This window comes from Paraburkholderia bannensis (assembly GCF_014200455.1).
In the GTDB taxonomy this organism is placed as follows: domain Bacteria; phylum Pseudomonadota; class Gammaproteobacteria; order Burkholderiales; family Burkholderiaceae; genus Paraburkholderia; species Paraburkholderia bannensis_A.
Window position 1 is genome coordinate 288017 of the sequence record NZ_JACHBW010000002.1, and the last position, 26184, is coordinate 314200.

The following is a 26184-nucleotide window of genomic DNA, read 5'->3' on the forward strand; positions in this document are numbered from 1 at the left end:
CGTGACGCCTGAGCGCCGCTGCGGGGCCGAACTCCTCTGGAAACCGTGGTTCAGAAGCTTCTGAGGCATATTTCGTACCGGCTGCGCGCTGCGACGCGATGCGCTGCCGGGAAGGCGATTCTCACCGGATGCTGCCGGAGATTGCCGGAAACCGGTGGTAGAGAGAATGCCTCTCTTCCAGTGGGGCCGTATTGTAACCGAACCGCAAACTCACGCCGCAAGCGGGAAATCCCTGCATTCACGGCTTCGCCTTACGGTCGATATCCAGAAAATATAACGCGCCAATCGTGAAAAAGCGATGGTCGGGTACGTTATTTGATGCACAGCGCACGGAAAAACGCAATTGCCCAGCCTGCAAGACCGCTAAAAACGACAACGCCCGGCTTAAAGCCGGGCGATGCTGGGTAAAAACCGTTTTGAACGCGGTTTCAGCGCATCAGACGAGGCACGCGTCCAGACCGTCGGTGATCAGATCCTTCGGCAGATCGATGCCGATGAACACCATCTTGCTGTTCTTCTTTTCGATCGGCAGCCACTTGGCGGCCAGGTCGCTGCCCATCATCTGGTGCACGCCCTGGAACACCACCTTGCGATCCACGCCCTTCATATAGAGCACGCCCTTGTAGCGCAGCAGGTGCTCGCCGTAGATCTGCAGGATGCCGCCGAGGAAATCCTCCAGGCGATTCGGGTCGAACGGACGGTCGCTGCGGTACACGAACGACTTGATCTTGTCGTCGTGGTGCGCATGGTGATGGTGGTGGCCGTGATCGTGGCCTTCGTGCGAGCACTTGCCATGATCGTGGTCGCAATCCGCGTGATCGTGATCGCCGTGGGCGTGGCCATGCTCGTCGTGCGCGTGCGCGTGGTCATGCGCGTGCTCGTGATCGTCTTCGGCGAGGAAATCCGGATCGATTTCGAGCTTGGCGTTCAGGTTGAAGCCGCGCAGATCGAACACTTCCTTGATGTCCGTTTCGCCGAAGTTCACTTCGCGCACCTGCGCCTTCGGGTTCATGTGCAGCACGCGGTGACGCAGATCGGCCACTTCCTTCGCATCGACCAGATCGGCCTTGGTGATGAAGATGCGGTCGGCGAAACCCACCTGGCGCTGCACCACTTCGTGTTCGTTCAGTTGATGGTTGCCGTGCTTGGCGTCCACCAGCGTGATGATCGCGTCGAGCAGGAAGGTGTCGGCGATCTCGTTGTCCATGAAGAAAGTCTGCGCGACCGGGCCAGGATTGGCCAGACCGGTGGTCTCGATCACGACGCGCTCGAAGTCCAGCTTGCCGTCGCGCTTTTGCTGCGCCAGATCGCCGAGCACGCGCGCGAGGTCGCCGCGGATCGTGCAGCAGATGCAGCCATTGCTCATCTGGATGATCTGCTCGTTGCTGTCCTGCACGAGAATTTCGTTGTCGATGTTCTCTTCGCCGAACTCGTTCTCGATCACGGCGATCTTCATGCCGTGGTTCTCGTTGAGGATGCGCTTGAGCAGCGTGGTCTTGCCGCTGCCGAGGAAGCCGGTCAGGATCGTGACGGGAATCATGCTGTTTGCCATGCTTTTGCTCGCTGAGTGTCGGGGTGGGCGCGGCGCGCGGCCCGCGCGTCCTGTCGCCAGTGTTACAACATAACTCTCTATTGAATCATATCTGCGGCGCGCCCGCAGGGCGCGGCGTGATCCGGGGTCGAATCGCGCGCGTCCATCGAACGCCAATCACCCGCAAGTGAGGCCGTTTCAGGCGATTTGCAACAGCAGGCCCTTGAGGTATTCGCCTTCCGGGAAAGCCGTGAGCAGCGGGTGATCGACGCCCGCGCCCAGGCGCTTGAGAATGCGCGCGTCGACCTTCGCATCGGCAGCCGCGCCCGCGACGATCTTCTGGAACAGTTCGGGATCGATCGCGCCCGAGCACGAGTACGTGAACAGCAGGCCGCCCGGACGCAGCAGCTTGAAGCCGGTCAGATTGATGTCCTTGTAGGCGCGCGAGGCGCGGTCCACATGCTCCTTCGAGGCCGCGAACTTGGGCGGATCGAGCACCACCAGATCGAAACGCTCGCCTTCTTCGTGCAGGCGGCGCAGCGTCTTGAAGGCGTCGGCGTCGAGCCACGTTGCGCGTTCGGCGTCGAAGCCGTTGGCCTGCACGTTCTTCTGCGCCGTGTTCAGCGCTTCGCCCGACGAGTCGATCGACACCACGCGTTTCGCGCCGCCCTTCATCGCCGCGAGCGAGAAGCCACCCGTGTAGCAGAAGCAGTTGAGCACGTCGCGGCCGTCGGCATAGGTCTGCACCAGCGCGCGGTTATCGCGTTGATCGACGTAGAAGCCGGTCTTGTGGCCGTTGCGCACGTCGACGTGATAACGCACGCCGTTTTCGCTCGCGATCAGGGTTTCAGGCGGCTCGTCGCCGGCCAGCACGCCGGTGATCTGCTCCAGCCCTTCCTTCTGGCGGATCGACACGTCCGAGCGCTCGTAGACGTTCGGGCAACCCGTCACCTGGGTGAGCGCGTTGACGATCGCTTCCTTCCACGCTTCCACGCCCGCCGCCATGAACTGGCAGACTAGCTGGCCGCGCGCGTTCTGCGCGACATCCTCGGTATACCAGTCGACGATCAGGCCCGGCAGGCCGTCCGCCTCGCCGAAGATCAGGCGCACCGCGCCGGTGTTGTGCACCATCGCCTGGCGATGCGCGAGCGCGCGCTGCACGCGGCGCTTGAAGAACGCGTGGTCGATCGGCTCGTTTTCGTCGAAGCTCCAGACGCGCGCGCGGATCTGCGAATGCGGGCTGTAGGCGGCGCGCGCGAGGAAGCGGCCGTCGGCGGCGCGCACGATCACCGTGGCGCCGGGCGCGGGCTTGCCGTCTACGCGATCGATCGCGTTCGCGTAGACCCACGGATGGCGGCGCAGCAGGGATTTTTCTTTCGACGGCTTGAGAGTGACGATATTCATGATGGATGTGATGCCAATGATGCGGCGGCGTCCGACTGTCTTCGTGAGAGCGGCGGACGCGCAAAAAAATGGTGGATGCGCAACGAAGCGGCCTGGCGCGCGCGCCTGCGCCTTACCTGTGCTTACTCTTCGCGCTTCTTCGCGCGCGGATGCGCGTTGTCGTACACCTTCGCGAGATGCTGGAAATCGAGCGACGTATACACCTGCGTCGCCGAAATGCTGGCGTGCCCGAGCAGTTCCTGGACCGCGCGCAGATCGCCGCTCGATTGCAGCAGATGCGTGGCGAACGAGTGCCGCAATACGTGCGGATGGACGTTCGCCGGAATCCCGGCGACCAGCGCGGCGCGCTTCACGCGCTCGCGCACCACGCCCGGCGCCATGCGGTTGCCGCGCACCGAGAGAAAGAGCGGGGCGTCGTCGTGTTTGATCCAGGCCTCGCGCACCGCGAGCCAGGCGTCGAGCGCATCCAGCGCCTTGCGCCCAACCGGCACGAGGCGATGCCGGTCGCCCTTGCCGTGCACTTCGACTTCGGCGGCGTCGCGCTTGAGCCAGCCCGCCGATTCATAGCCGTCGCGCCGCACGTAACGCACGTCGAGACCCACGAGTTCCGCCAGGCGCAGCCCCGACGAATAGAACAGTTCGAGCATCGCCTGATCGCGCAACGCTTCCAGGCTGCCCGCGGCGGCTTCGCTCGCGGCGGCGGGCGCTTCCATGAGACGCGTGGCGTCATCGACGGAGAGCGCCTTGGGCAGCGTCTTCGCGCGCTTGGGCGCGCGCACGGCGGCGACGGGATTCGCGTCGAGTTCGATTTGGCCCGCGAGCCAGCGATAGAAGGCCCGCCACGCCGACAGCCGGTGCGCGATCGAGCGCGCCGAAAGTCCCCCGGCGTGCGCGCGCGCCACCGCGCCGCGCACCTCGGCAGGCGTGACCTTTTCCAGCGGCCGGCCGTTGGCGAGCTTTTTCAGCTCGTCCAGCTCGTGCGCGTAGCCGCGCAGCGTGTGCGCCGAGAGCCGGCGCACGTGTTCGAGCGCGTCGAGATAGTCGGCAATCGGATCGGTCGGGTTCACGGTGACGGCTTCGCTTCGGTCAGGATCAATGCGGCAATTCAGTGCGGCAGCAGACGCGCGAGCGCGCCGCTTGCCAGCGTGCCGATCTGACGCAGGAAATCGGTGCCCATGCCGTCGTGAAAGCGGCGCGGATCGGGCGAGCCCATCACCAGCAGGCCGAACGGTTCGCCGCTCGGATCGCGTTCTTCTTCGCTGACGCGCTTGCGCAGCGTAATGATCGCCACCGACTGCGGCTCGCCTTGCTCCGCATCGAGCCATCGCGCGGCTTCGAAGCCGCTATTCGCGCCGCAGTACGGCGTTTGCAGGCTGCCCGCGAACAGGCGCACTTCCTCGCCCGTGTGCTTCGCGAAACTGGCCTGCGAATAGGCTTCGGCGACATCCCACAGGCGCAGCGCCGATTGCGGCACGTCGAATTCCTCGCGCAGACGCTCCGCGATCATGCGCGGCAGCGCGTGCGGATCGCGCTCGGCGAGCACCAGCGAGGTCCAGTGGACCATTTTCGCGGCGATGCTGTCGTTCTCGTGGCCGTAGCGCAGCAACTCGGACAGACGCAGTTCCAGGTGTTTGTTCTTCTCGCGCAGCATCTCCATCTGGCGCTCCTGGAGCGACACGGCGGCCTTGCCGTGCGGATTGCCCAGTTTGAGCGAAACCAGCAGCTCGGCGTGCTCGACGAAGAAGTTGGGGTTGGCAAGCAGATAATCGGCGACTTCGCGATCGGTCATGTCGTTAGCACGTAAAAAGCAACGTAAAAGGCGCGTTCGGTCAGGAAGCGGCAGCGCGGGGGCGCGCCGGATGGGGCGATGTATCGTGGTCGCGCCGCGAAGGCTTTCGCAGCGCGACGAGTCTTGCGGTCCTGCGTTTTAGTGCTGTCTTGCGTTTGCTGCTTGATCTGCGTGATCGGCTTGATTGCTTAATCGGCGATTTCGATTTCGCCTTCGAACACCGTGGTGGCCGGGCCCGCCATCGTCAGCGCGGCGCTTTCGTCGCGCGCGCCGTCCCAGGCGATCGTGAGCTGGCCGCCGTGCGTATGCACCTTCACTGGCGAATCGAGCAGGCCGCGGCGAATCCCCGCCGCCACCGCCGCGCATGCGCCCGTGCCGCACGCGAGCGTCTCGCCCGCGCCGCGTTCGAACACGCGCAGTTTCACCTCGTTGCGCGAAACGATCTGCATGAAGCCCGCATTCACCTTGTTCGGAAAGCGCGCGTGCTTTTCGATCACAGGGCCGTCTTCGAGCACGGCAAAGGCTTCGGTATCGTCGACGATCTGCACCGCATGCGGATTGCCCATCGAGACCGCCGAAATCCAGCGGGTCTGCCCGTTGATATCTAGCGGCCAGAGCGTGTCGTTGCCCTCGCGGCGGCCGTCGAGACCGTTCGCATCGAACGGCACCAGCGCCGGCTCGAACACCGGGCTGCCCATGTCGACCACGACTTCGCCGTTGTCCTGCATGACGAGCGTGATCACGCCTTTCTGGACCTGCACGCGCACGCTGCGCGCACTGGTGAGATTCTGGTCGCGCACGAATTTGACGAAGCAGCGCGCGCCATTGCCGCAGTGCTCGACCTCACCGCCGTCGCAATTGAAGATGCGATAGCGGAAATCCACGCCATCGACGCTCGGCTTTTCGACCAGCAGCAGTTGATCCGCGCCGACGCCGAAATGGCGGTCGGCGAGCGCGCGCACGCGTTCGGGCGTGAGCGTAAGCGACTGGGTATAGCCGTCGAGCACGACAAAGTCGTTGCCCGCGCCATGCATCTTGGTGAACTTCAACTTCACGATGGGCTTCTGTTCCTTGCTGCGTGAGGATTCGTGGCGAATAGCGAATGATACACGGTGCCCAGGCGGCAGTCGTCCGCCGCCAGATCGCGCGCCCAGCAAAAAGCCGCCCGCAGGCGGCTTTTGATTTGATTCACGAACCGCCTCAATACAGACCCGGCTGACCTTCCGGCCGCGTCTTGAAGCGCTTGTGGACCCAATAATATTGCTCGGGAATGCGCGGAATCTGCTCTTCCAGAAACTCGTTCATGCGGCGCGCGTCCTGCTCGTCGTCGCCGGTCGGATAATTTTCCCAAGGTTTGAATACTTTGAGCCGATAACCCTTGTAATTGGGCAGCACCTCGCCGATGAACGGCACGACCTGCGCATGTCCCACTTTCGCCAGCCGCCCGACGGCGGTGAGCGTACAGGCGGGCACGCCGAAGAAGGGCACGAAGGTGGAGTTGCGCATGCCGTAGTCCATATCGGCGCCGAGCATCACGGGCTTTTTGTCGCGCAGCCAGCGCAGCACCGCGCGCGCGCTGTCCGCGCGGCTCACCATTTCGGCGCCGAAGCGACTGCGGCCGGCTTTCGCGGCGGCTTCGAATTCGGGATTCGAGAACGGCTGATACAGCGAGCCGCAGGGGCGGTGCAGCGAATAGTTAAGAAACATCGAACCGGCTTCGATGCCAACGAAGTGCAGGCCGAGGAACAGCGTGGGCGGCAGGTTGGGATCGGTTAGATCGATTTCGCTGTCGAGTTGGACGAGCTTTTCGAGTTTCTTCGCCGAGCCGAACCACTGCACGCTGCGCTCCATATAGCTGCGGATCGCCTGGCGAAAGTGCAGGCCCGCGACTTCCTCGCGCTTTTCCTCGCTCCATTCGGGGAAGCACAGGCGCAGGTTGGTATGGACCACGCGCTTGCGGCGGCTGGGGATCTGGTACAGCAGCCAGCCCAGCCCGTCGCCCAGACGCGCGACGAAACCATAGGGTAGGATCGCAAAAAGTTTCAGCAGACCAATGGCGAAACGTGAGCCGAGTTTGCCTAGCATGCGGCAACTCCCGTGACGTGCCGGAACGTGGACAAAGCAGCGGTGGAGAAAACGATTGACAACACTCAGCGTAACTCTGCGACAAATTAGGGAAGTCGCTATAATAAGGGCTTCGCCGAGTTAACTGACAACTTGCGGGGCGAAGCCGGTTTGCCATGTATCGCGCCACGGAGCTAAGTGTGCGGTAGGTGGCCTTCCGGACCAGGTAATCCGCTAAAGCGTCGCCGCTTCAAAGCTCCCGAAGCTGGCTACGTGAAATTCAACCGTTACCAGCTACAAGGAGCCTTACACGTGGCAAACGACTATTTCTTCACTTCCGAATCCGTCTCGGAAGGTCACCCGGACAAAGTCGCGGACCAGATCTCGGACGCGATCCTCGACGCCATCCTCACCCAGGACAAGTACTCGCGCGTCGCAGCGGAGACGCTGTGCAACACGGGTCTCGTCGTGCTGGCCGGTGAAATCACCACGACGGCCAACGTCGACTACATTCAGGTCGCGCGCGACACGATCAAGCGCATCGGCTACGACAACACCGACTACGGCATCGACTACCGCGGCTGCGCGGTGCTCGTCGCTTACGACAAGCAGTCGCCGGACATCGCTCAAGGCGTCGACCGTGCGCACGACAACAACCTCGATCAAGGTGCCGGCGACCAGGGCCTGATGTTCGGCTATGCGTGCGAAGAAACGCCCGAACTGATGCCGCTGCCGATCCACCTTTCGCACCGTCTGGTCGAGCGCCAGTCGAACCTGCGCCGCGACGGCCGTCTGCCCTGGCTGCGTCCGGACGCGAAGTCGCAGGTCACCGTGCGCTACGTCGACGGCAAGCCGCACGCCATCGACACCGTCGTGCTCTCCACGCAGCACTCGCCGGACATCGATCTGGCCACGCTGCGCGAAGCCGTCATCGAAGAAGTCATCAAGCCGGTTCTGCCGGCCGACCTCATCAAGGGCGACATCAAGTTCCTCGTGAACCCCACCGGTCGCTTCGTGATCGGCGGTCCGCAAGGCGATTGCGGTCTCACGGGCCGCAAGATCATCGTCGATACGTACGGCGGCGCAGCCCCGCACGGCGGCGGCGCGTTCTCGGGCAAGGATCCGTCGAAGGTGGACCGTTCGGCGGCTTATGCCGGCCGTTACGTGGCGAAGAACATCGTCGCCGCCGGTCTGGCATCGCGCTGCCTGATCCAGGTCTCGTACGCGATCGGCGTGGCCGAGCCGACTTCGGTGATGGTCAACACGTTCGGCACGGGCAAGGTCTCGGACGCCACCATCACGAAGCTGGTGCGCGAGCATTTCGATCTGCGTCCGAAGGGCATCATCCAGATGCTCGACCTGCTGCGCCCGATCTACGAGAAGACCGCTGCCTACGGCCACTTCGGCCGCGAAGAGCCGGAATTCACGTGGGAAGCCACCGACAAGGCCATCGCACTGGCCGAAGCGGCCGGCACGGAGCCGGTTGGCGCGCTCGCCTAAGCTGCGTCAGAGCGCAAGCCGCACAAGGAAAACCCCGCACCGGGCGCAAGCCCGGGCGGGGTTTTTTGCATAGAAGCCGCGGTGTTTTTCGGAGGCTTCAGGCAGAAGCACCGCGAGAAGCCCCGCGCTGGCGCGCTCAGCGCATCGCGAAGCCGAACCAGCCGGCGGTGCTTGAGGTGTTGCGGCGCGGACGACGCGCGTTGCGTGCCGTATGGACGGTCGACGGCGCGGCGAGCGTGCGCAGCGTCGCGTTCGGACGATACAGCAGCGTGCGCAGCGAGAAGTGACGCGCGCCCGCGCGCAGGCGCAGCACCGAGAAGAACGTGTGGAACCACGAGCGCATGCTGTCCACCGGATGGGCGGCGCGCACCTGCTGGGCGAGCGCGCGCGTGCGCGCGGCATGGTGGCGCAGGGCGCGCACGACATGGCGGCGGGCGGGTCGGGCAGCCTTCGGAGCAGCAAGGGTCATGCGACGGGTGTCGGAAAGGGTAGGCATGGTGTGAGCAGTGTCAGGTTCGAGCGCTTTGGCTCGATGCAGCAAGCGTGCCTGTTCTCAGCGTGAACACGATAAAAGACAACGCAAAGGAGCAGGGGAGGCACGCCGGATGGCATGCGCAAGGCTTGGGAGGGCGCGCCGGGATGAACCTCTCAATGCCGCAGCCTTGCTGGACAAGGGCTGAGCGGCGTTCAATCCGCGCGATAGATATTCTTGGTCGAAAAACAACATGCGGGCAGACTACACGCGAATCATGACGCCCGGAAGTCGGTTAATACCCGGCCCTGTCCGATTTTGGGCACGCCTGACGCATGCGTTCGCGCCCTTTGTCGCCACGCCGGTGCAGGGCCGCTTCATCGATGTGCGTCGATGTGAGCATCGATGCGTGCGGCCGCCGCTTCCAGCCGCGTGCGCGCGCTCTTACAATCGGATCGACGGCGCGCAAGAAAAGCCTGGCAGCAGCTAATCAGCGGCCAATCGGCAGCAAACAGGCGCGGCGCCGCTGCCGCGGTCCGGATGACCGCGGCCCACGCAGGCCTCGATTAACGGAAGTCCCATGTCAGTCCAGTCAAAGAAGGAACAGGTGCAGGCGCTGCGCGAGCGCGGTTTCGTGGTGGTGCCGGGGCTCGTCTCGCCCGAACGGTGCGACGAGATCCGCCGCGTTGCGCAGGAACAGTTGGAAGCGGCTGCGGCGCCGCTCGAATTCGAAGCCGATCTGCGTTATCCCGGCGCGCCCGACTCGAAGGATGCGCCCGGCGGCCATACGGTGCGGCGTCTGCTCGACGCCTACTCGCGTCATCCGTCGTATCGCCAATGGGCGACGTCGCCCGAGGTCGCGGGCTGGATGGAGCTGTATTTTGGCGAGGAGCCGGTGCTCTCGCGCGTGCATCACAACTGCATGATGACCAAGCACCCCACCTACGGCAGCCTCACGGGCTGGCACCGCGACGTGCGTTACTGGTCGTTCGAGCGTGACGATCTGGTGTCGGTGTGGCTGGCGCTGGGGCCGGAGACCGTCGAGAACGGCGGCCTGTGGTTCGTGCCGGGCTCGCATAACGCGCCGTTCACGTCGGCCAGTTTCGACAACGCCAAATTCTTCCGCTCCGACGTGCCGGAAAACCAGGCGTGGATCGACAAGGCCACGTCACCCACGCTGCAAAAGGGCGATGTGGTGTTCTTCCACTGCAATACCTTGCATTCGGCGGGACAGAACCAGAGCGACGACGTGAAGTTTTCGCTGGTCTATACCTACCATGGCGCGAGCAACGTGCCGCTGCCGGGCACGCGCTCGGCTTCGCTGCCGGAAGTGAAGCTGGTCTGAAGCGCAGTGTGGTTCGCGCAAAGGACGTCGGCCTAGCGCCGGCGTCCCGAGACCACCAGGCCGGTGAGTCCGGCCACGGTTGCGGCGGCGCCTGTCACGATCAGGATCATGGTGCGGTCGGTGGGCGCGCCGGTGACGATGCGCGAGACGTCGTTCGAGAACGAGTGAAACGACTGACCGCCGAAGTAGAGCAGCGCGACGCCGCAGGCGATCAGCGCGAACGAAAACGCTTTGACCATAAAGACCTCAAGCAGAAGACCGACGCCGCAGTGTAGGCGAGCACGGCGGCAGCGTCCATTACCCCATCCCACATGATGGGCATCTGCACGCCGCGCGCGGATCGGCTAGCATGGCAAACCGCGCGGCGCGCCACATCGCGGCATTTGCCGCCTCTACGGCGCTATTGCTGCGCTTTTTGCGCGATATGCGCAGAATCCGCGCGCCGCCGCCGGATTTTCTGAAACCCAGTTCCCGTTCGAGGATTCAAAGATGGCCTACGAAGCAGCTGCTGAACGCTATTCGGAAATGCAATACCGCTTTTGCGGAAAGTCGGGACTCAAGCTGCCGGCGCTATCGCTCGGCCTGTGGCACAACTTTGGCGACACCACGCCGATTTCGACGCAGCGCGAAATCCTGCGCACGGCTTTCGATCTGGGCATCACCCACTTCGACCTCGCCAACAATTACGGGCCGCCGTACGGCAGCGCCGAAACCAACTTCGGCCGTATTTTCAAGGACGATTTCCGCCCGTACCGCGACGAGCTGCTGATCTCGTCGAAGGCAGGCTGGGACATGTGGCCGGGCCCGTACGGTCAGGGCGGCGGCTCGCGCAAGTACGTGCTCGCGAGCCTCGACCAGAGCCTGCAGCGCATGGGTCTCGATTACGTCGATATCTTCTATTCGCACCGCTTCGATACCGAAACGCCGCTGGAAGAAACCGCCGGTGCGCTGGCCACCGCCGTGCAGCAGGGCAAGGCGCTGTATGTGGGCATTTCGTCGTATTCGGCGCAAAAGACGCGCGAAATGGCCAGGCTGCTGGCCGAATACAAGGTGCCGCTGCTGATCCATCAGCCCTCGTACAACCTGCTCAACCGCTGGATCGAGCATGAACTGCTCGACACGCTGGAAGACCTCGGCACGGGCAGCATCGCGTTCACGCCGCTCGCGCAGGGTCTGCTGACCAACAAGTATCTGAACGGCGTGCCCGAAGATGCGCGCGTGAACCGTCCGGGCGGCGGCTCGCTCAAGAGCGAACATCTGAGCGCCGAAAACATCGAGCATGTGCGCAAGCTCAACGAACTCGCGCAACGCCGTGGCCAGAGCCTCGCGCAGATGGCGATCGCCTGGACGCTGCGCGGTGGCCGCGTGACCTCGGCGCTGATCGGTGCGAGCCGCGCGGAACAGGTGCGCGAGAACGTGGCGGCGCTCAAGAACCTCGAATTCTCGGCGGAAGAACTCGCGGAGATCGATCGCTTCGCCACCGAAGGCGGCATCAATCTGTGGGAAAAGCCGTCGACCGATCAGGCGATCTGATCGCGCGGATCGAATTACGGCGCCACGCACGGCGCATCGCCTGAAAACCGCCTCGCTGCGCGCGAGGCGGTTTTATTTCTTCGCTGCGCAATCCGTAATGCGCGGCAAGATACGCGCCTTCGCGCTGTCACGCAGCGCTGCTATTTTCGCGGCAATCTTTACCGCGAGGTTGCCGATGGAGTCCACGAGCGCTGTTCGTCCCGGGTCCGATGGGGCGATGTCGAGGTCGTCTGCGAAAGCTGCCGCGCGCCGCGATATCGATGTGCGCGCCAATCTCGCGCTCACGGCGGCGGCGGTGCTGGCGCTCGGGTATCAGTTAGTCGGCCTGCCTCTATTGTTGCGCGCGACGGGCAGCGTGTCGTTTGCGCTGCTCGCGACGCTAGCTCCCGTGGTGCTGGCCACGCCGATCCACTGGGGTTTGATCCACGAAGGCATCCACGGCCAGTTGCTGCGCTCGCGGCGCGCCAATGAAGCGTGCGCGCGGCTGCTCGCGATCGGCATGGCGATGCCGTTCGATGCGGTTCGTTTCGGACACCTGATGCATCATCGTTTCACGCGCGAGGCGTTCGACCGCCCCGACGTCGACGATGCGCGCGGTCCGCGCTGGCTGCGTCGTCTTTCCTGGTATGTGCGTCTGCTGGGCGGTCTTTACGTGGCGGAAGTGTTCGCGCCGCTGCTCGCGTTTATTCCGGTACCGATGGCGCGCGCCGTAATCGAGCGCAGTATCGACGCTCAGGGCGCCGAAGGGCAGCAGGTGCAGCGCCTTTTCTCGAATCACGTTCAGGACCCGGCGAAACGCGGCCGCGCGCGGCGCGACTGGCTCTGTTCGCTGGTGTTGTATGCGGGCGCCTTCGCGCTCTACGGCAAGGCGTGGCCGGTGCTGGTGCTGGCGATGTATCTGCGCGGCTTGTGGCTGTCGGTGGCGGATAACCTGCCGCATTACGGCGTCGCGATGGACGAGCCGGGTCGCTCGCGTGACTTCCGTGTGCCGCCGGGCCTGGGACTGTTGCTGATGAATCATCATCTTCATCGGCAGCATCATCTGCATCCCACGTTGCCGTGGGTCGCACTGCCCGAGCTGGTCGAATCGGCGCCTGCATCTGAGCGCGCAGCGTACTGGCGGGCGGTGTTGCGGCAGTTCAGGGGATTGCAGCCGCATGTTGGCGTGAGTTGAGGGCAACAGGTCTTCACACGCCCTTTCGGGCGCGCGATGGCAAAGCTGGCGGTGAGACGAAACCGCGAGACCGCTGGGCGTTACATCAGTGCCGGAAGCGTTTCGACGAGTGCAACGGCCGCGAGCGCGCCGATGACGGCCCCCACGATGCGAAGCGAGTTATGCCGGAATTCGGTGGCGCAGGGCACCGCGCCAAGAAAGAGTGCGCCAGCAAGGGCCATCGGGATGATCATCACGAAATCGCCGATCGTGAAATAACCTGACATGCTCGTCTCCTTGTATTTTGGGGCCGATGAGCGTTCTTCTGCCGCATTGGCGCCACGCGCGGCGCTGCGGCTTCGGCCCTGAAACGAGTATAGGTGAGTCTTTCAGACACGTCGGCGCCTTAGTGGGCTGCCGTGCTAGCCACGCCTTGGGGCGCGGCCCCGCTGCGCGGGGCTTCGCAGCGCACTGTCCAGCGCCTCATGACGCGCTGGCGCCCCATCGCCAGGGTTACGAAAAGCTTTCTTCGGATGACAGGCGGCCAGTGGGGAATCAGGCCGCACCGGCCTGCTCGCGCGAGCGCAGCATGCGTGCGCCGAGCAGACCCAGCACGAGCAGCACCGTCACCAGCCCGGCTACGCCGCCCCAGCCCCAGACGGCCCAGAAATGGCCGCCAATCGAGCCCATGATGCTCGAACCCAGGTAATAGCTGAGCAAATAGAGCGCTGCGGCCTGGCCTTTGGCCTCGCGGGCGAGACGCCCGACCCAGCCGCTCGCGACCGAGTGTCCCGCGAAGAAGCCGATGGTGAGGCACGCGATGCCCGCCGCAATTGCGCCGAGCGGCGCGAACATCGTCAGCACCACGCCCACCAGCATCAGCGCGAGGCTGGCGAGCAGCACGCGGCCGCGCCCGAAGGTATCGGCCATGCGGCCCGACCACGGCGAAGCGACCACGCCGGTCAGATAGACCAGAAAGATCGCGCCGATGGCCGCCTGGCTCATGCTGTAGGGGGGCGCGATCAGCCGGTAGCCGATGTAGTTGTAGAGCGTGACGAAGCTGCCCATCAGCACGAAGCCAAGCGAGAACAGGACCGGCAAGCCGGGCCGCGCGAGATGGCGCAGCAGCGCCGCGCGATGATGCGCGAAGCCCAGACCGCTCCTGGGCACGAAATGACGCGAGGGCGGTAACAGCGCGCGGAACGCGAACATCGATGCGAGTCCCAGCACGCCGATCACCGCCACGGCCACGCGCCAGCCGAATACGTCGGTGCAGATGCCGGTGATGACGCGCCCGGCCATGCCGCCGATCGCGGTGCCGCCTACGTAAAGGCCCATCGAAAGGCCGAGACCGTCGGGGTGCATCTCTTCGGCAAGCCAGGCCATCGCCACTGCTGGCACGCCGCCAAGCGCGATGCCTTCGAGCGTGCGCAGCACCAGCAGCGTGTGCCAGTGGGGCACGAACGCCACCGCGAGCGTGAGCAGCGACGACGCCGTGAGCGAGGCCGTCATCATCGTGCGCCGGCTCCAGCCTTCGGAGACGAAGCCCGCCACGAAGATCGCGCAGGCCAGCGCCGCGGTGCTGAAGGACAGCGAAAGACTGCTCTGCGCGGGACTCACGCCGAAGGTCTGCGAGAACGCGGGCAACAGCGGCTGTACGCAATACAGCAGCGAAAACGTGGCATAGCCCGCGAACAGCAGTGCGAGGCTCGCGCGCCAGAACGCTCGCGTACCACGCTCGATATAGGGAATGGCCGAAGGGGCGGCCTTGCTGCCCGCGCCCGGTGATGCGCTCACGACAGGTACTCCTTACGGAAATTGCAAAGGCGAAACGATACGCCAGTTGTGCGATCCTTGCCGTCCCGAGATGCAATGTCAGGGCCTGTTCTGGCAGGCGTTTGGTGCGCGCGGGAGCAAGCAGCGTTGATGCATGGTTGTGTGCGCAACGGAAAAAATCACCGTCAGGCGCACAACGGTCCTTGTCTGACGTATCCGGCGCCCGGCGGCGGTCACAGAAATGTCGTCGTAGTGCGTTATGGTCTGCGCTCTCTTCGCGACTCGTCAGCATGCTGAACCTTGCGGCGAACTTCAGGTCGCCGGTTCACCATCTGGTACAGTCAGCGTTTTGCAAAACCAGCGCCAAACCGGCGCGGCGTCGAGTAATGGCTGCACGCGCGTGGGCTTCGTGCGAGCGTGGCGGCGGGGATGAGCGCGCACGAATGCGTTGGGCGAACGCACTGCGCACTGTTGCGCAAGGATCGTCCCCCCTATTTTTTTGCTTTGCGGCTACGGCCAAAAAGGCAACAATGCATAAACCGGTTTAGCACGTGTGTGCGCTTAAGCGGGTATCGGCGTGATCGGGGCAACCCCGAAGGAGCCGATGCAATGAGTGCACGAACGCGCTGCCGGGAGCAGGTGAATGCGTGCGCAACCTCGTGTGCGCACGGGTTTTTGTCAGCACACTGACCGGTCTATCTCGCGAAGAAGCCGGCATTGGGAACGGGGAAACATCATGCAAATCGGTTCTATTGTCCGCACTGTTCATATCGCCGTGCCTCATGGCGCGCGCGGCATCGTGATGCGTATTCTCGGCGACATGGCCATGGTTACCTGGTACATCGGCGAGCCTGGCGCGTCGCGACAGCTCAATACCGAGCCCTTTTTTCTGGAAGATCTGATCGATACGGGCGAGCAGGTGATGCCCGCCGGCGCGAAAGTCCACTAAACACTGAGGCATCGTCGTTGCGGGCGCTTGCCTGTAACGCTCCGACCCCGGCGCGCAACCAGCGCGCCGCTTCAACCCCGCAGCGCATCGGCGCGGCGTGTGCGATCCGCACGCCGCCGGTGCCGCAGCCAGCAAGGCGCAGCGCGCGCAACTCGCCGCCGCCGCCCGCAAGATGCACAATGCGGGGATGAACGATCTCAACTCCTCTTCGTCCGGTCCGTCTGACGAATCCGGCGACTCGTCCGCACCCTACGCGCGCCTGACGCCCGAGTGCGTGCTCGACGCCGTGGACGGCGTGCTGATGTCCACTGGCCGCCGCACCGACGGCCGCATGCTTGCGCTCAACAGCTACGAAAACCGCGTCTATCAGATCGGCGTGGAGGACGAAGCGCCGCTGGTCGCCAAGTTTTATCGGCCGGGGCGCTGGAGCGACGCGGCGATTCTCGAAGAGCACGCCTTCGTGGCCGATCTCGCCGCGCGCGAGATTCCCGCTGTGCCCGCACTGGTGCTGGAAGGCCGCTCGCTGAACGAGCACGAGGGTTATCGCTTTGCGTTGTTCGAGCGGCGCGGCGGCCGCGCGCCCGATCTCGACCGTAGCGAAACGCTCGAATGGATCGGCCGCTTTATCGGCCGCATTCATGCGGTAGGCGCCGCGCAGCCGTATCGTGCGCGCCCCGCGATCGATATTCAAAGCTATGGCTACGAGCCGCGCGCGTATCTGCTGGAGCATGATTTCGTGCCGGACAACCTGCGCGACGCGTGGCAGACCGCCGTCGGCCTGGCACTGGAAGGCGTGGAAGCGGCCTTCGAGCGCGCCGGCGATGTGCGCCAATTGCGCCTGCACGGCGATTGCCACCCTAGCAACGTGCTGTGGACCGACGCCGGCCCGCATTTCGTCGATTTCGACGACAGCCGCATGGGCCCTGCGATTCAGGATCTGTGGCTGCTGCTGCCCGGCGATCGCGCCGACGCCTCGCGCTCGCTCGCGGATCTGCTGGCCGGTTATGAGGACTTCTGCGAATTCGATCAGCGCGAACTGCATCTTGTCGAAGCGCTGCGCACGCTGCGGCTGATTCATTACTCGGCGTGGCTCGCGCGGCGCTGGCACGATCCGGCGTTCCCCGCCGCGTTCCCGTGGTTCAACACGCAACGCTACTGGGAAGAGCGCATTCTCGAATTGCGCGAGCAGATCGGCGCGATGCAGGAAGGGCCGCTCTGGCCGGTTTGATTCAGAAGGCGTCGTTGCCCTCTCATTGATCGCGCGTATCGCCTTGCGCGGTCGCGCCCGAGGCCGTTTGCGCCTCGGGTTTCACGATCAGTTGCGCGCGCAGGTCGCGCGCCATCGTCTCGAAAGCCGGCCGCATCTGTGCGAAATCCGCCGCACTGCACACGTCGCTGGTGAAATGCGTGCGGCCCCTGCGCGTCACGCGCAGCACGTTGGTGTTCGCATCCAGCGCATAGTCCGACTGAAAATCGATAAACGCATTGCCCGCATGCTGGGGCGCGGGCATGTCGAGCACGCGCAAGCCCGGCGGCAGCGCGATGCGCGCGCGCTCGGTCACTTCCATGTTGCGGCAGACGAAGGGCTGGGTGCGGCGCGGTTCGCCCAGCCAGTAGCGCAGGCTCGCATCCAGGCCGCCTACGAGGCTCGTGAGCGTCGGCACGGGTGTTGTCATCTGCGGATCGACGAAGCCGTCCAGCGTGCCCGTGAGCGTCACGACGAGTGGCCCGGTCGTGGCGTCGAGCGGGCTCGACGCGAGCGTCGCGAAGCCGCGCAGGTTGGCGTTGCGCAACTCCCACTGCAGCGATTCTTCGCGCTGCGCCGGGGTTTGCAGGCGTAGCACGCTGCGCGTCTGTTCGGCGGCCCAACCCGCCGATTGGAGCCGATAGATGAAGCGCGCCGATCCATCGGGCGCAACGGTGATGTCGAGGTCGCTGTCGCGCGTGGTGTTGGCGGTCGCGGGCGTGCGCATCAGCGAGCCGTCGCCGGCGAGCACGGTTTCGCGGTTCATGTCGGTCGAGGGCAGAAAGCCGAACTCGACGTTATTCGCGGTGGAATCCGCGAACATCTGCAGATCGGGCAGCCAGGTGACGACGTGATTGATCACGCCGAAGCCGGGCACCGCGGGCAGCGTATAGACCGTGCCGCTGTTCACCAGCGCGGGCATGTTGCGCACGCCCACGGCGTCGAGCAGCGCGCCATAGAGCGCGACATGGTCCTTGCAATCGCCGTAGCGGTTGGCCAGCACGTCGGTGACGCGATGCGGCACGATCTCGCCGCGCCCGACGTTGATCGCCACATAGCGGATATTGCGGCGCACCCAGTCGTAGAGCGTCTGCGCTTTCGCGCGCCGCGTGGCGTCTTGGGCGGTGAGCGATTGCGCGAGCTGCACCACGGCCGGGTCGCGCGCGCCCGGGTCAGCGGAGGCTTCGCGATAGACCTTTGCGAACGCGGCGTAATCGGGGAAGGTGGAAACCATCAGCCGGTCTCCATAACTTACATAGGAAACCGAACCATATTCGAGCCGCTCGAAATTCGCCTTGTCGTAGCGATATTCGTAGCGCGTGCGGCCATTCGCCGTGACGGGCTTGAGCGCCGTGAAGCCGCGCGCGTCGGCATGCAGCGGGACGCTTGCGGGCAGATCGTAAATCACGCGGAAGTTGTGCGTGGGCGCCATGTCGGGAGGCGTGAAGTCGCTGAACCAGCCCGGCACGAGCGGCACTCGCTGGGTCTTCTTCCATGTGAGATGCACGCGCGCGCCCGGTTCGACGGCGGGAAACACGATCACCTTGTCCTGCACGTCCTGGAACATCGGCGCGTCGAACGAGCGCACTTCCTGAACGTCGCGGATCTGGTCGGGGCGCACGTCGTGGCGGCCGCCGTGGGCGTCCTCGGTCCACGCTTCGAGAATCTCGACGTGCGCCATCTCTCGGTTGAACCACACGTAGTACTGGCCCGCGCGCGCGATGCCGGCTTCGGTGTTCACGCGCAGCGTGAGCGTGTCGAGCTTGGTGTAGGAGCCGTCCGCGTTGACGGTGTAAATCTGCGTTTCGGCTTCGTTCGTATAGGGCGCCTGGCCGGCGGACGAAGCCGACGAAGCGGCCAAGGCCGGCTGGGAAACCGGTTCGCCGCTCGCGTACGCGCCTGGGGCGATAGCCGTGCCGAAGAGGGCAGTGCAAAGAACGAGGACGTGGCGCATGGCGGCGTTCCGTTGGCGGCGCGGCGGTTATGGGGGACGTCGGTTTGGGTTTCCAACTGGGATCTGGCGCAACCCTCCTACTTAAAAGTCACCTTATTCGCTTGTCAAGCGCGAGTCCGGCACGGGCGTGCGCAAAGCCTCGTTGGCGGGCTTTGTACCCTCATTCCGACCCAGTCGACTGGCTCGCAGGGGCACGCAAGGCAACCTGACAACCGCCTTTCCGCTATGTAATAATAACCATTATCAATTGTAAGCTGGGTGCATGTTCCGCGTGGTGTGCGTGGTCAGGTAGCGCCCGCCGTATCTGGAGTCGCGCCTTAAACGCCCGCCTTGACGAGCCCCTGATCGAATCCCCGAGCGTTGGCATGCCCGCCGATATCGCATCACGCGTCGGTCAGCCGCTCGATGCCGCCGAACTCGCCGCGCGCCGCAAGCGCTCGCGTCGCGCCACCTTCATCAAGTGGCTGCGCAAGGTGCATGGCTGGGTGGGACTGTGGGGCGCGGTGCTGGGTCTGTTGTTTGGCGTGACCGGTTTCCTGCTCAACCATCGCGCGGGGCCGCTGCATATTTCCTCGGGTACGGCGAAGGTGAAGGAAATGCAGGTCGCGCTGCCCGCCGACCCTTTCGAAGCACCCCAAACCCCCGAGGCGCTCGCGCGCTGGCTGCAGCAGACGCTCGAATTCGACGGCAAGCCCGGCAAGATCCGCCGCGAGAAGTCGCATCCGGTTGCGTGGGGCGATCGCAGCGTGGTGCAGCCCGAATCGTGGCAGTTCGCGCTGATGGGGCCGCACGAGAGCATCGCCGTGGAATATTGGGTGGGTAACAACACGGTATCGGTGCGGCGTACGCACAGCGCGTTGTTCGCCACGCTCAACAATCTCCATCGCGGCGTGGGCATGGGCATTGGCTGGGTGTTGCTGATGGACACCATCGCCGGCAGCCTCATTTTGCTGTCGCTCACCGGCGTGCTGCTGTGGACCGAACTCAACCGCAAAAAGACCGTGGGCGTGGTGCTGGTGGCCGGATCGGTGGCCGCGGCGTTCGCGATCGGCCTCCTTTAAAACGCTTTTCTTCGCCTCGCGGCGGGTTTCCTTCGCTCTCCTGCCTGAGCCGATCAGACGGTGGCGCGAGGCGGTTGCGCGCGCATCGAAACAATCAAAAAAGCGGCCGAAAAGCGCGCGAAGTTCACCGAACGACACGCCAATTCCGTCGCATCCGCCCCATATGCATCGCTATCTCATATTGCCAAGTGCCCGGTTGTCGCACTAACGTTCGGGCGTGCCGCATTTCCGGCACGTAAGTACTTCGTGCAGCAGCGCGCGCCCCTGCGTTCGAAACCGCCTGAAAATGCCTTTCCGGCCGGTCTCCATAACAAATCGCGCGCCTGCACAGAGATGACGAACATACGCTTCCCAGGGAGACCGACCAATGAGCAGCGTTGCGGATTCGACGCGCGGCACCGCAGCCGCGCCCTTCTTTTCCAAGGAGGCCACTATTGCACCGCCCGGCTTTTCGCGCTGGATGGTGCCGCCCGCCGCGCTCGCGGTGCATCTGTGCATCGGCCAGGCCTACGCCTTCTCGGTGTTCAACTCGCCGCTCACGAAAGTGATCGGCATTACCCAGTCCTCGCCTGACGACTGGACGCTTACTTTGCTTGGCTGGATTTTCTCGCTGGCGATCGTGTTTCTGGGCCTGTCCGCTGCATTCGGCGGCAAGTGGCTCGAACGCGTCGGCCCGCGCCGCACGATGTTCACGGCGGCCTGCTGCTTCGGCGGCGGCTTCCTTGTTTCGGCGCTCGGTGTTTATCTGCACCAGATCGCGCTGCTGTATCTGGGCTATGGCGTGATCGGCGGCATTGGCCTGGGCCTGGGCTACGTTTCGCCGGTTTCGACGCTGATCCGCTGGTTCCCGGACCGTCGCGGCATGGCGACGGGCCTCGCCATCATGGGCTTCGGCGGCGGCGCGATGATCGCGGCACCGCTATCCGTGATGCTGATGAAGCACTTCTCCAGCGACACCAGCGTGGGCGTGGCGCAGACCTTCGTGGTGCTGGGCGTGGCGTACTTCATCTCGATGACGATCGGCTCGATCGCGATTCGCGTGCCCGCCAAGGACTGGAAGCCGGCAGGCTGGACCCCGCCCGCGACCAGCGGCAAGCTGGTCTCGCGCTCGCACGTGCACATCGATCAGGCGCTCAAGACGCCGCAGTTCTACCTGATCTGGCTGGTGCTGTTCCTCAACGTCACGGCGGGCATCGGCATTCTGGGCCAGGCGTCGGTGATGATCCAGGAAAGCTTCAAGGACACCGTCACCGCGGGCGCGGCGGCGGGCTTCGTCGGGCTGCTTTCGCTCTTCAACATGGGCGGGCGTTTCGTGTGGGCCTCGGCGTCTGACTGGGTTGGCCGCAAGAACACGTATTTCATCTTCTTCGTGTTCGGCGCGGTGCTTTACTACGCAGTCCCGCAGTTCGCGCAGAGCGGCAACATCGTGCTGTTCGTGCTGGCCTACTGCCTGATCCTCTCGATGTATGGCGGCGGCTTCTCGACCGTGCCCGCGTATCTCGCGGACATGTTCGGCACGGCTTTCGTCGGCGGCATTCACGGGCGTCTGTTGACCGCCTGGGCGGCGGCAGGCGTGGCGGGCCCGGTGCTGGTGAACTACGTGCGCGCGTATCAGGTGGCGCACGGCGTGGCCAAGGCCGATGCCTACACGATGACCGTTCACATCATGGCTTCGCTGCTGGTGGTGGGTTTCGTCTGCAACCTTCTGGTGCGCCGCGTGCACGAGAAGCATCACATGAGCGACGCGCAACTCGCGGCCGCGGGCAAATAAGGAGCGCACGATCATGACGAATGCAAGCAACGCAAGCGCCGCGCCGAAGCAGTCGAACAAGCTGCTGATGGCGATCTTCTGGCTCTATGTGGTGGTGCCGCTCGTGTGGGGCGTGACCAACACGCTCGCACAGGCCATGAAGCTGTTTGGCTGATGCGCTGATCGCGCCGATATCGGCATGAAGCGATAAAAGAAACGGGCCGCAAGCGTCAAGCTGCGGCCCGTTTTGCATTGTTTCTCCGCTAGCGCGCCTGCGCAGCTTCGTGGCCGGCGTGCTGGCGTCGGGCGTAGCATCGCACGCTATAGCCACGGCGAACGACGGAGCGCGGCGATGGTGCGGCTCATGATGATCCTGCTGGGCGTCGATTACCTGCGCGCGCGCTGGCGCGGCGTGCTGCTCGCGGGCGCGTCGAGCGCGCTGACCGGCGCGGCGCTGTTCATCGACGCGCTCGATGGCGTGCTGTATTTCCACATCGCGCCGTTCGCGTGGCTGCTGCTGATCGAGGGCCTGGCGACGCTCGCCGTGGCGTGGACTGGCATGGGCGGGCAGCGCACGCTGCGCTACGTGAAGGGCCTGGCGTTCTGTGTTTCCGCCGCGCTGGTGCTGTCGGGTTATCGGCATGGGTCCTTCATTCTCTCGATGGTGTTCGCGACGCTTTTTCTCGCCGATGGGCTATTGCAGATCGCTTCAGCCTGGGTCGTGCGCTACCGCACCTGGAAGTTCGCGGTAGCGGGCGGCGTGCTGGAAATCGTCATCGCCGTGTTTCTCTATCAACCGTATCCGACCCACTACAAAGGTACCGTGCCGTACTGCCTTGGGCTCGTGCTGTTCTTCGCGGGCTGGAATCTGCTGCTGCTCGCGCTGCGCGCGCGGCGGCTGGGCGTGAATCCGGCGGCGGCGCAGGGCGGTCTGGCGGCGCTGGCGGCGAGCGCCGCGGTCGCAACGGGCGTAACGGGCGTAACCGGCGTAACGGGCGCAAGCAGCGTAAGCAGCGGCATCGGCGCAAAGCTCACGCAGACCGTGTTCGACGGGCCGCCCGAGGACCACGAAGCGGCGCTCACGGTGCACGTCTGGACGCCGGTGGGCAGTTCGAAAAGCGAGGCGCGGCGTCAGCCGGTGATCGACCGCTATATCGCGGCGGTGGATCGCAACGGCGTGATTTCGACGGGCCACGCAGCGCTGGAGGCGCCCGGATCGGTCTACATCAGCCTCTATCCGGCCGTGGAGATCGACCGCTCGCGCGACGATTTCTCGCGCCTGTTGCGCGCGACTCAGGAGAACGACGTGCCGGGCCTGTTCCAGCCCGACTACGCGACCGAATCGAAGGCGTGGTGCCCGTCGACGCGCCAGGTGCGCATCCGCAACTACGATCCGCAGCGCCTCGCGCGCTTCTGGCAGCACTATCGCGCCGATACGACCTACAACCTCACGCACCGCAACTGTTCGAGCACGGTCTCGCATGCGCTGGAGGCGGCGCTCGAAGGCGCGACGCCGCGCGTCTGGGGCGGTGGCTGGCTGGCATTCGTGCGCATGCTGGCGACGCCGGAATTGTGGGTCGCCGCGCAGCTGCGCAAGCGCGGCCAGACGATGGCGTGGACGCCGGGCCTCACGCTCGATTACGCACGCGCCCTGAGCATGCTGGCGGACCCACGCCCGTCCGGATGGACGCGCGCCTGGCGGATGATGCGCACGCGCGTGGGGCGCTGGTTCAGGCCGCGCAGAACGCGCGAGCTGTGAACGCGGCGTGTTTCAAACGTCGCAACTCGACCCGACGCTCGCGGCCTGCTCGCGCGCGGCCTTCGCGCCTTCGACTTTGAGGATGGTCGGCAGCGACACGCCGTTCTTCGCCGCGGTGACTTCCGCGAGAATCGACACGGCGATTTCCGGCGGCGTGCGGCTGCCGATATAAATGCCCACCGGCCCATGCAGGCGCGCGAGTTCGGCGTCGCTCAGATCGAATTCCTTGAGCCGCTCGCGCCGCGCCGCATTGTTGCGCCGCGAACCGAGCGCGCCCACGTAGAACGCGCGCGTCTTGAGCGCCTCCATCAGCGCGAGATCGTCGAGCTTCGGATCGTGCGTGAGCGCGATCACGGCGCAGCGCTCGTCGAGCTTCATATCGAGCACGGTGTCGTCGGGCATGGTGCGCACGAGCGTGGTGCCGGGGATGCTCCAGGTGTCGGTGTACTCATCGCGCGGGTCGCACACGGTCACCTGATAGTCGAGCCCCACGGCGATCTGGCAGAGATAGCGCGAGAGCTGCCCCGCGCCGATCACCAGCATGCGATAGCGCGGGCCGTGGATCGTGAGCAGACGTTCGCCGTCGAAGTCCACGCCGTCGGTGGCGCTGGCGGGACCGAGCGTGGCGCGGCCGGAGGCGACATCGAGCGTGCGCGCCACCAGCTGGCCGCGCTCGACCGCCTCCAGCAGCGCGCGGATGCCGGAGGCGTCATTGAGCGGCTCCAGCACCAGCTGGATGGTGCCGCCGCAAGGCAGGCCGAAGCGATGCGCTTCTTCCGCCGAGATGCCGTACTTCACGGCTTCCGGCTTGACGATGTGGATACCTTCGCGGCGCACGCGGTCGATCAGATCGTCTTCGATGCAGCCGCCCGACACCGAGCCCACCACGAGGCCATCGTCGCGCACGACGAGCATCGCGCCTTCCGGACGCGGCGACGACCCCCACGTCTTCACCACCGTCACCAGCAGGGCGCGGTGGCCTTCGTCGATCCAGCGTACGCTGGATTTCAGGACTTCGAGATCCACGCTGTCCATGATCGTTTCCTCTTTTGCGGTTCTTCAGCGCCGTCGGCGTCGCTGCCTTCGGCGTTGGATGTGTCTGTTTGCGCGTCAGGCGCGTCTTCCGGCGCCCGCGCCTGATCCTCTTGCTGGCCTTGATCGCCTGCGCCCAGCTGCTCGCCGAAGCGTCTGAAAAACTCCGCGGCGATCTTGCGCGCGGCCCCATCCACCAGACGCGAGCCGATCTGCGCGAGCTTGCCGCCCACCTGCGCGCTGGCGGTGTAGTTGAGCGTGGTGGCGTTGTCTCCGGCGGCTTCGAGCGTCACGCGCGCGTCGCCCTTGCCGAAGCCCGCCGCGCCGCCCTGGCCCTCGAACTGGATCGTGTAGCTGCGCGGCGCGTCGATATCGGCGAGCTGCATGCGGCCCTTGAAACGCGCCTTGACAGGGCCCACGGCGGCGGTCAGCGCGACAGCATAAGTGTTTTCGCCGTCGGCTTCGATGCTCTCGCATCCTGGAATGCACACCTTAAGTATCGCCGTATCGTTGAGCGCTTCCCAGGCGCGCTGTTGCGGCACCGGCAGCGTGTGGCTTTCGGTCAGCTCCATCGTATCGCTCCTTGTGTTGTCGCGCGCGTGAGGTCCGCTTGCGTTCCATGCAATGGCGGCCGGCGATCCGGCGGCCGGCGATCCGGCGACCGGCGATCCGGCGACCGGCGCTCCGGCGGTGAGTTTCGCAGGCTGCGCCCGAACGCTTCGAGGCTTTCCAGGTTGTGCACGGAATAGTGGGCGTCGACATGCGGCAGCATCGCCTGCACGCCGCGCGCCTTCGGCGTGAAGCCGCCAAAGCGCAGCAGCGGATTGAGCCACACCACGCGATGCGCAAAGCGATGCAACCGCGCCATTTCGTCCATGAGCACGCCGCCCGGATCGTGATCGAGGCCGTCGGTGACCAGCAGCACGGTGGCGCGGCCGCCCAGTACGCGGCGCGCCCAGCGGCGATTGAACTGCGCGAGCGTCTCGCCGATGCGCGTGCCGCCCGACCAGTCCGCCACCTGCGTGGAAAGCTGCGCCAAAGCCACGTCCGGATCGCGCTCGCGCAACGCGCGCGTGGCGTGCGTGAGGCGCGTGCCGAACAGGAACACCTGCAGTCGTTCGCGCGATTGCAGCAGCGCGTGGCAGAAGTACAGCACCGCGCGCGAATAACTGCTCATCGATCCGGAGATATCGAGCAGCAGCACCAGCGGCAATTTGCGCTCGACGCGTGTGCGGTATTTCCATACGGTCCAGTCGCCGCCCGCGCGCACGGCCTGGCGCGCGCTCGCGCGCAGATCGGCATGGTTGCCGTGCGAGGCGGTTTTCAGACGGCGCGTGGGCGCGCTCGCCAGCGGCAGGCGACGCGCGCGGATCAGATGGCGCAGCGTGCGCCATTCGTCGGCGCCGAGCGTGTCGAAGTCGCGCTGACGCAGACGTTCTTCGGCGCTAAAGGTCGCGTGGGCGCGCAGTTCGTGCTCCTCGACGCTCGCCGGCGGCTTCGCGCCCGCGCGAACAGCAGGCTGCGCGGCGAGCGCATCGGCGAGACGGTTGTTGCGGCGCGGCGGCGGCAGGCCGCCTTGCACCTTCGGCAGCAGCAGCGCGCGCAGCTTGTTTTCCCAGTCGGGATCGCGCCAGAACAGCGCGAAGGCGGCGTCGAACAGCTCGCGTTCGTCGGGCGCGGCGGTGAGCACGGCGGCCAGCGCCGCGCGCACGTCGTCGCGACGGGCAAGATCGATGTGGCTGAGCGCTTCGAGCGCATCGACCGCGCGTGCGCTCGCCATCGGCAGCCCCGCGCCGCGCAGCACGCGCACGAAATGCACGACATTGCGCGCGAGCATGGGTGGGACGCTGTCTGCGGGCATCGGCG

The 26184-nt window shown here is 65.2% G+C and carries 24 protein-coding genes; 10 read left to right on the forward strand and 14 right to left on the reverse strand.

Features of this window, described 5'->3' with window-relative positions; all coding sequences use genetic code 11:
- Positions 1-436 precede the first annotated feature (436 nt).
- From F4827_RS04315 to F4827_RS04340, 6 genes are all read right to left on the reverse strand, one after another.
- The gene (locus tag F4827_RS04315; protein WP_183722711.1) at positions 437-1540 is read right to left on the reverse strand and encodes a GTP-binding protein; all 1104 of its coding nucleotides are present in this window, start codon (positions 1538-1540) and stop codon (positions 437-439) included.
- Positions 1541-1729: 189 nt separating this feature from the next.
- Entirely contained in the window at positions 1730-2935 is a 1206-nt protein-coding gene (locus F4827_RS04320) for a class I SAM-dependent rRNA methyltransferase (RefSeq protein WP_183722009.1), read from the reverse strand.
- 122 nt (positions 2936-3057) lie between these two features.
- Positions 3058-4002: a tyrosine recombinase XerC gene (xerC, locus tag F4827_RS04325; protein ID WP_183722012.1), complete on the reverse strand. Its 945-nt coding sequence runs from the start codon at positions 4000-4002 to the stop codon at positions 3058-3060.
- 38 nt (positions 4003-4040) lie between these two features.
- Positions 4041-4724: a DUF484 family protein gene (locus F4827_RS04330; RefSeq protein ID WP_183722014.1), complete on the reverse strand. Its 684-nt coding sequence runs from the start codon at positions 4722-4724 to the stop codon at positions 4041-4043.
- 188 nt (positions 4725-4912) lie between these two features.
- On the reverse strand, positions 4913-5779 hold the full coding sequence (gene dapF, locus F4827_RS04335) for a diaminopimelate epimerase (protein ID WP_183722016.1): 867 nt from the start codon (positions 5777-5779) through the stop codon (positions 4913-4915).
- A gap of 145 nt (positions 5780-5924) precedes the next feature.
- The gene (locus tag F4827_RS04340) at positions 5925-6809 is read right to left on the reverse strand and encodes a lipid A biosynthesis lauroyl acyltransferase (protein ID WP_183722018.1); all 885 of its coding nucleotides are present in this window, start codon (positions 6807-6809) and stop codon (positions 5925-5927) included.
- A 291-nt stretch (positions 6810-7100) separates the two neighbouring features.
- On the opposite strand from F4827_RS04340, the gene metK reads away from it, so the two are divergent.
- Complete coding sequence (gene metK, locus F4827_RS04345) at positions 7101-8288, forward strand: methionine adenosyltransferase (RefSeq protein WP_183722021.1); 1188 nt, start codon at positions 7101-7103, stop codon at positions 8286-8288.
- Positions 8289-8424: 136 nt separating this feature from the next.
- On the opposite strand, the gene F4827_RS04350 is transcribed toward metK, so the two are convergent.
- Positions 8425-8784 (reverse strand): hypothetical protein, encoded by a 360-nt coding sequence (locus F4827_RS04350; protein WP_183722025.1) that lies wholly within the window; start codon positions 8782-8784, stop codon positions 8425-8427.
- A gap of 556 nt (positions 8785-9340) precedes the next feature.
- On the opposite strand from F4827_RS04350, the gene F4827_RS04355 reads away from it, so the two are divergent.
- Positions 9341-10105, forward strand: a complete 765-nt coding sequence (locus F4827_RS04355; RefSeq protein ID WP_183722028.1) for a phytanoyl-CoA dioxygenase family protein — start codon at positions 9341-9343, stop codon at positions 10103-10105.
- Between the two features lie 32 nt (positions 10106-10137).
- Here F4827_RS04355 and F4827_RS04360 read toward each other — a convergent pair whose 3' ends face one another.
- Positions 10138-10344, reverse strand: a complete 207-nt coding sequence (locus F4827_RS04360; protein WP_183722031.1) for a DUF3185 family protein — start codon at positions 10342-10344, stop codon at positions 10138-10140.
- Between the two features lie 250 nt (positions 10345-10594).
- On the opposite strand from F4827_RS04360, the gene mgrA reads away from it, so the two are divergent.
- Complete coding sequence (gene mgrA / locus F4827_RS04365) at positions 10595-11638, forward strand: L-glyceraldehyde 3-phosphate reductase (RefSeq protein ID WP_183722033.1); 1044 nt, start codon at positions 10595-10597, stop codon at positions 11636-11638.
- A gap of 217 nt (positions 11639-11855) precedes the next feature.
- Positions 11856-12812 (forward strand): fatty acid desaturase, encoded by a 957-nt coding sequence (locus F4827_RS04370; RefSeq protein WP_183722036.1) that lies wholly within the window; start codon positions 11856-11858, stop codon positions 12810-12812.
- Positions 12813-12892: 80 nt separating this feature from the next.
- Here the strand turns inward: F4827_RS04370 and F4827_RS04375 are convergent, their stop codons facing one another.
- Both F4827_RS04375 and F4827_RS04380 read right to left on the reverse strand, forming a co-directional pair.
- On the reverse strand, positions 12893-13078 hold the full coding sequence (locus F4827_RS04375) for a hypothetical protein (protein ID WP_183722039.1): 186 nt from the start codon (positions 13076-13078) through the stop codon (positions 12893-12895).
- Between the two features lie 268 nt (positions 13079-13346).
- Positions 13347-14588, reverse strand: coding sequence for an MFS transporter (locus tag F4827_RS04380; RefSeq protein WP_183722042.1), 1242 nt, complete (start codon positions 14586-14588; stop codon positions 13347-13349).
- A 715-nt stretch (positions 14589-15303) separates the two neighbouring features.
- Here F4827_RS04380 and F4827_RS04385 point away from each other — a divergent pair.
- Complete coding sequence (locus tag F4827_RS04385) at positions 15304-15516, forward strand: hypothetical protein (RefSeq protein WP_027815839.1); 213 nt, start codon at positions 15304-15306, stop codon at positions 15514-15516.
- A gap of 187 nt (positions 15517-15703) precedes the next feature.
- Positions 15704-16744, forward strand: a complete 1041-nt coding sequence (locus tag F4827_RS04390) for a serine/threonine protein kinase (protein ID WP_183722713.1) — start codon at positions 15704-15706, stop codon at positions 16742-16744.
- A 22-nt stretch (positions 16745-16766) separates the two neighbouring features.
- Here F4827_RS04390 and F4827_RS04395 read toward each other — a convergent pair whose 3' ends face one another.
- Positions 16767-18716, reverse strand: coding sequence for a DUF3857 and transglutaminase domain-containing protein (locus F4827_RS04395; protein ID WP_183722045.1), 1950 nt, complete (start codon positions 18714-18716; stop codon positions 16767-16769).
- A gap of 365 nt (positions 18717-19081) precedes the next feature.
- Between F4827_RS04395 and F4827_RS04400 the strand changes: the two genes are divergently transcribed.
- From F4827_RS04400 to F4827_RS04415, 4 genes are all read left to right on the forward strand, one after another.
- Positions 19082-19777 (forward strand): PepSY-associated TM helix domain-containing protein, encoded by a 696-nt coding sequence (locus tag F4827_RS04400; RefSeq protein WP_183722048.1) that lies wholly within the window; start codon positions 19082-19084, stop codon positions 19775-19777.
- 367 nt (positions 19778-20144) lie between these two features.
- The gene (locus tag F4827_RS04405) at positions 20145-21548 is read left to right on the forward strand and encodes an OFA family MFS transporter (protein WP_183722051.1); all 1404 of its coding nucleotides are present in this window, start codon (positions 20145-20147) and stop codon (positions 21546-21548) included.
- A gap of 13 nt (positions 21549-21561) precedes the next feature.
- Positions 21562-21702 (forward strand): DUF1145 domain-containing protein, encoded by a 141-nt coding sequence (locus tag F4827_RS04410; protein WP_183722054.1) that lies wholly within the window; start codon positions 21562-21564, stop codon positions 21700-21702.
- A gap of 177 nt (positions 21703-21879) precedes the next feature.
- Positions 21880-23286, forward strand: coding sequence for an HdeD family acid-resistance protein (locus F4827_RS04415; protein ID WP_260174966.1), 1407 nt, complete (start codon positions 21880-21882; stop codon positions 23284-23286).
- Between the two features lie 12 nt (positions 23287-23298).
- On the opposite strand, the gene F4827_RS04420 is transcribed toward F4827_RS04415, so the two are convergent.
- From F4827_RS04420 to F4827_RS04430, 3 genes are read right to left on the reverse strand one after another with little or no spacing between them, the layout of a single operon-like run.
- Complete coding sequence (locus tag F4827_RS04420) at positions 23299-24321, reverse strand: XdhC family protein (protein ID WP_183722056.1); 1023 nt, start codon at positions 24319-24321, stop codon at positions 23299-23301.
- Positions 24294-24890, reverse strand: coding sequence for a CoxG family protein (locus F4827_RS04425; RefSeq protein WP_183722058.1), 597 nt, complete (start codon positions 24888-24890; stop codon positions 24294-24296). The genes F4827_RS04420 and F4827_RS04425 overlap by 28 nt, the downstream gene beginning before the upstream one ends.
- On the reverse strand, positions 24881-26179 hold the full coding sequence (locus F4827_RS04430) for a VWA domain-containing protein (protein ID WP_183722060.1): 1299 nt from the start codon (positions 26177-26179) through the stop codon (positions 24881-24883). Before F4827_RS04430 ends, F4827_RS04425 begins: the two co-directional genes overlap by 10 nt.
- Positions 26180-26184: the final 5 nt, after the last annotated feature.

What these genes read in the sequence shown, in the direction of transcription:
- F4827_RS04315 (WP_183722711.1), bottom strand. Translation starts at nt 1,540, where the DNA reads ATGATTCCCGTCACGATCCTGACCGGCTTCCTCGGCAGCGGCAAGACC.
- F4827_RS04320 (WP_183722009.1), bottom strand. Translation starts at nt 2,935, where the DNA reads ATGAATATCGTCACTCTCAAGCCGTCGAAAGAAAAATCCCTGCTGCGC.
- F4827_RS04330 (WP_183722014.1), bottom strand. Translation starts at nt 4,724, where the DNA reads ATGACCGATCGCGAAGTCGCCGATTATCTGCTTGCCAACCCCAACTTC.
- F4827_RS04340 (WP_183722018.1), bottom strand. Translation starts at nt 6,809, where the DNA reads ATGCTAGGCAAACTCGGCTCACGTTTCGCCATTGGTCTGCTGAAACTT.
- F4827_RS04350 (WP_183722025.1), bottom strand. Translation starts at nt 8,784, where the DNA reads ATGCCTACCCTTTCCGACACCCGTCGCATGACCCTTGCTGCTCCGAAG.
- F4827_RS04355 (WP_183722028.1), top strand. Translation starts at nt 9,341, where the DNA reads ATGTCAGTCCAGTCAAAGAAGGAACAGGTGCAGGCGCTGCGCGAGCGC.
- F4827_RS04360 (WP_183722031.1), bottom strand. Translation starts at nt 10,344, where the DNA reads ATGGTCAAAGCGTTTTCGTTCGCGCTGATCGCCTGCGGCGTCGCGCTG.
- mgrA (WP_183722033.1), top strand. Translation starts at nt 10,595, where the DNA reads ATGGCCTACGAAGCAGCTGCTGAACGCTATTCGGAAATGCAATACCGC.
- F4827_RS04370 (WP_183722036.1), top strand. Translation starts at nt 11,856, where the DNA reads ATGTCGAGGTCGTCTGCGAAAGCTGCCGCGCGCCGCGATATCGATGTG.
- F4827_RS04375 (WP_183722039.1), bottom strand. Translation starts at nt 13,078, where the DNA reads ATGTCAGGTTATTTCACGATCGGCGATTTCGTGATGATCATCCCGATG.
- F4827_RS04385 (WP_027815839.1), top strand. Translation starts at nt 15,304, where the DNA reads ATGCAAATCGGTTCTATTGTCCGCACTGTTCATATCGCCGTGCCTCAT.
- F4827_RS04390 (WP_183722713.1), top strand. Translation starts at nt 15,704, where the DNA reads ATGAACGATCTCAACTCCTCTTCGTCCGGTCCGTCTGACGAATCCGGC.
- F4827_RS04395 (WP_183722045.1), bottom strand. Translation starts at nt 18,716, where the DNA reads ATGCGCCACGTCCTCGTTCTTTGCACTGCCCTCTTCGGCACGGCTATC.
- F4827_RS04400 (WP_183722048.1), top strand. Translation starts at nt 19,082, where the DNA reads ATGCCCGCCGATATCGCATCACGCGTCGGTCAGCCGCTCGATGCCGCC.
- F4827_RS04405 (WP_183722051.1), top strand. Translation starts at nt 20,145, where the DNA reads ATGAGCAGCGTTGCGGATTCGACGCGCGGCACCGCAGCCGCGCCCTTC.
- F4827_RS04410 (WP_183722054.1), top strand. Translation starts at nt 21,562, where the DNA reads ATGACGAATGCAAGCAACGCAAGCGCCGCGCCGAAGCAGTCGAACAAG.
- F4827_RS04415 (WP_260174966.1), top strand. Translation starts at nt 21,880, where the DNA reads ATGGTGCGGCTCATGATGATCCTGCTGGGCGTCGATTACCTGCGCGCG.
- F4827_RS04420 (WP_183722056.1), bottom strand. Translation starts at nt 24,321, where the DNA reads ATGGACAGCGTGGATCTCGAAGTCCTGAAATCCAGCGTACGCTGGATC.
- F4827_RS04425 (WP_183722058.1), bottom strand. Translation starts at nt 24,890, where the DNA reads ATGGAGCTGACCGAAAGCCACACGCTGCCGGTGCCGCAACAGCGCGCC.
- F4827_RS04430 (WP_183722060.1), bottom strand. Translation starts at nt 26,179, where the DNA reads ATGCCCGCAGACAGCGTCCCACCCATGCTCGCGCGCAATGTCGTGCAT.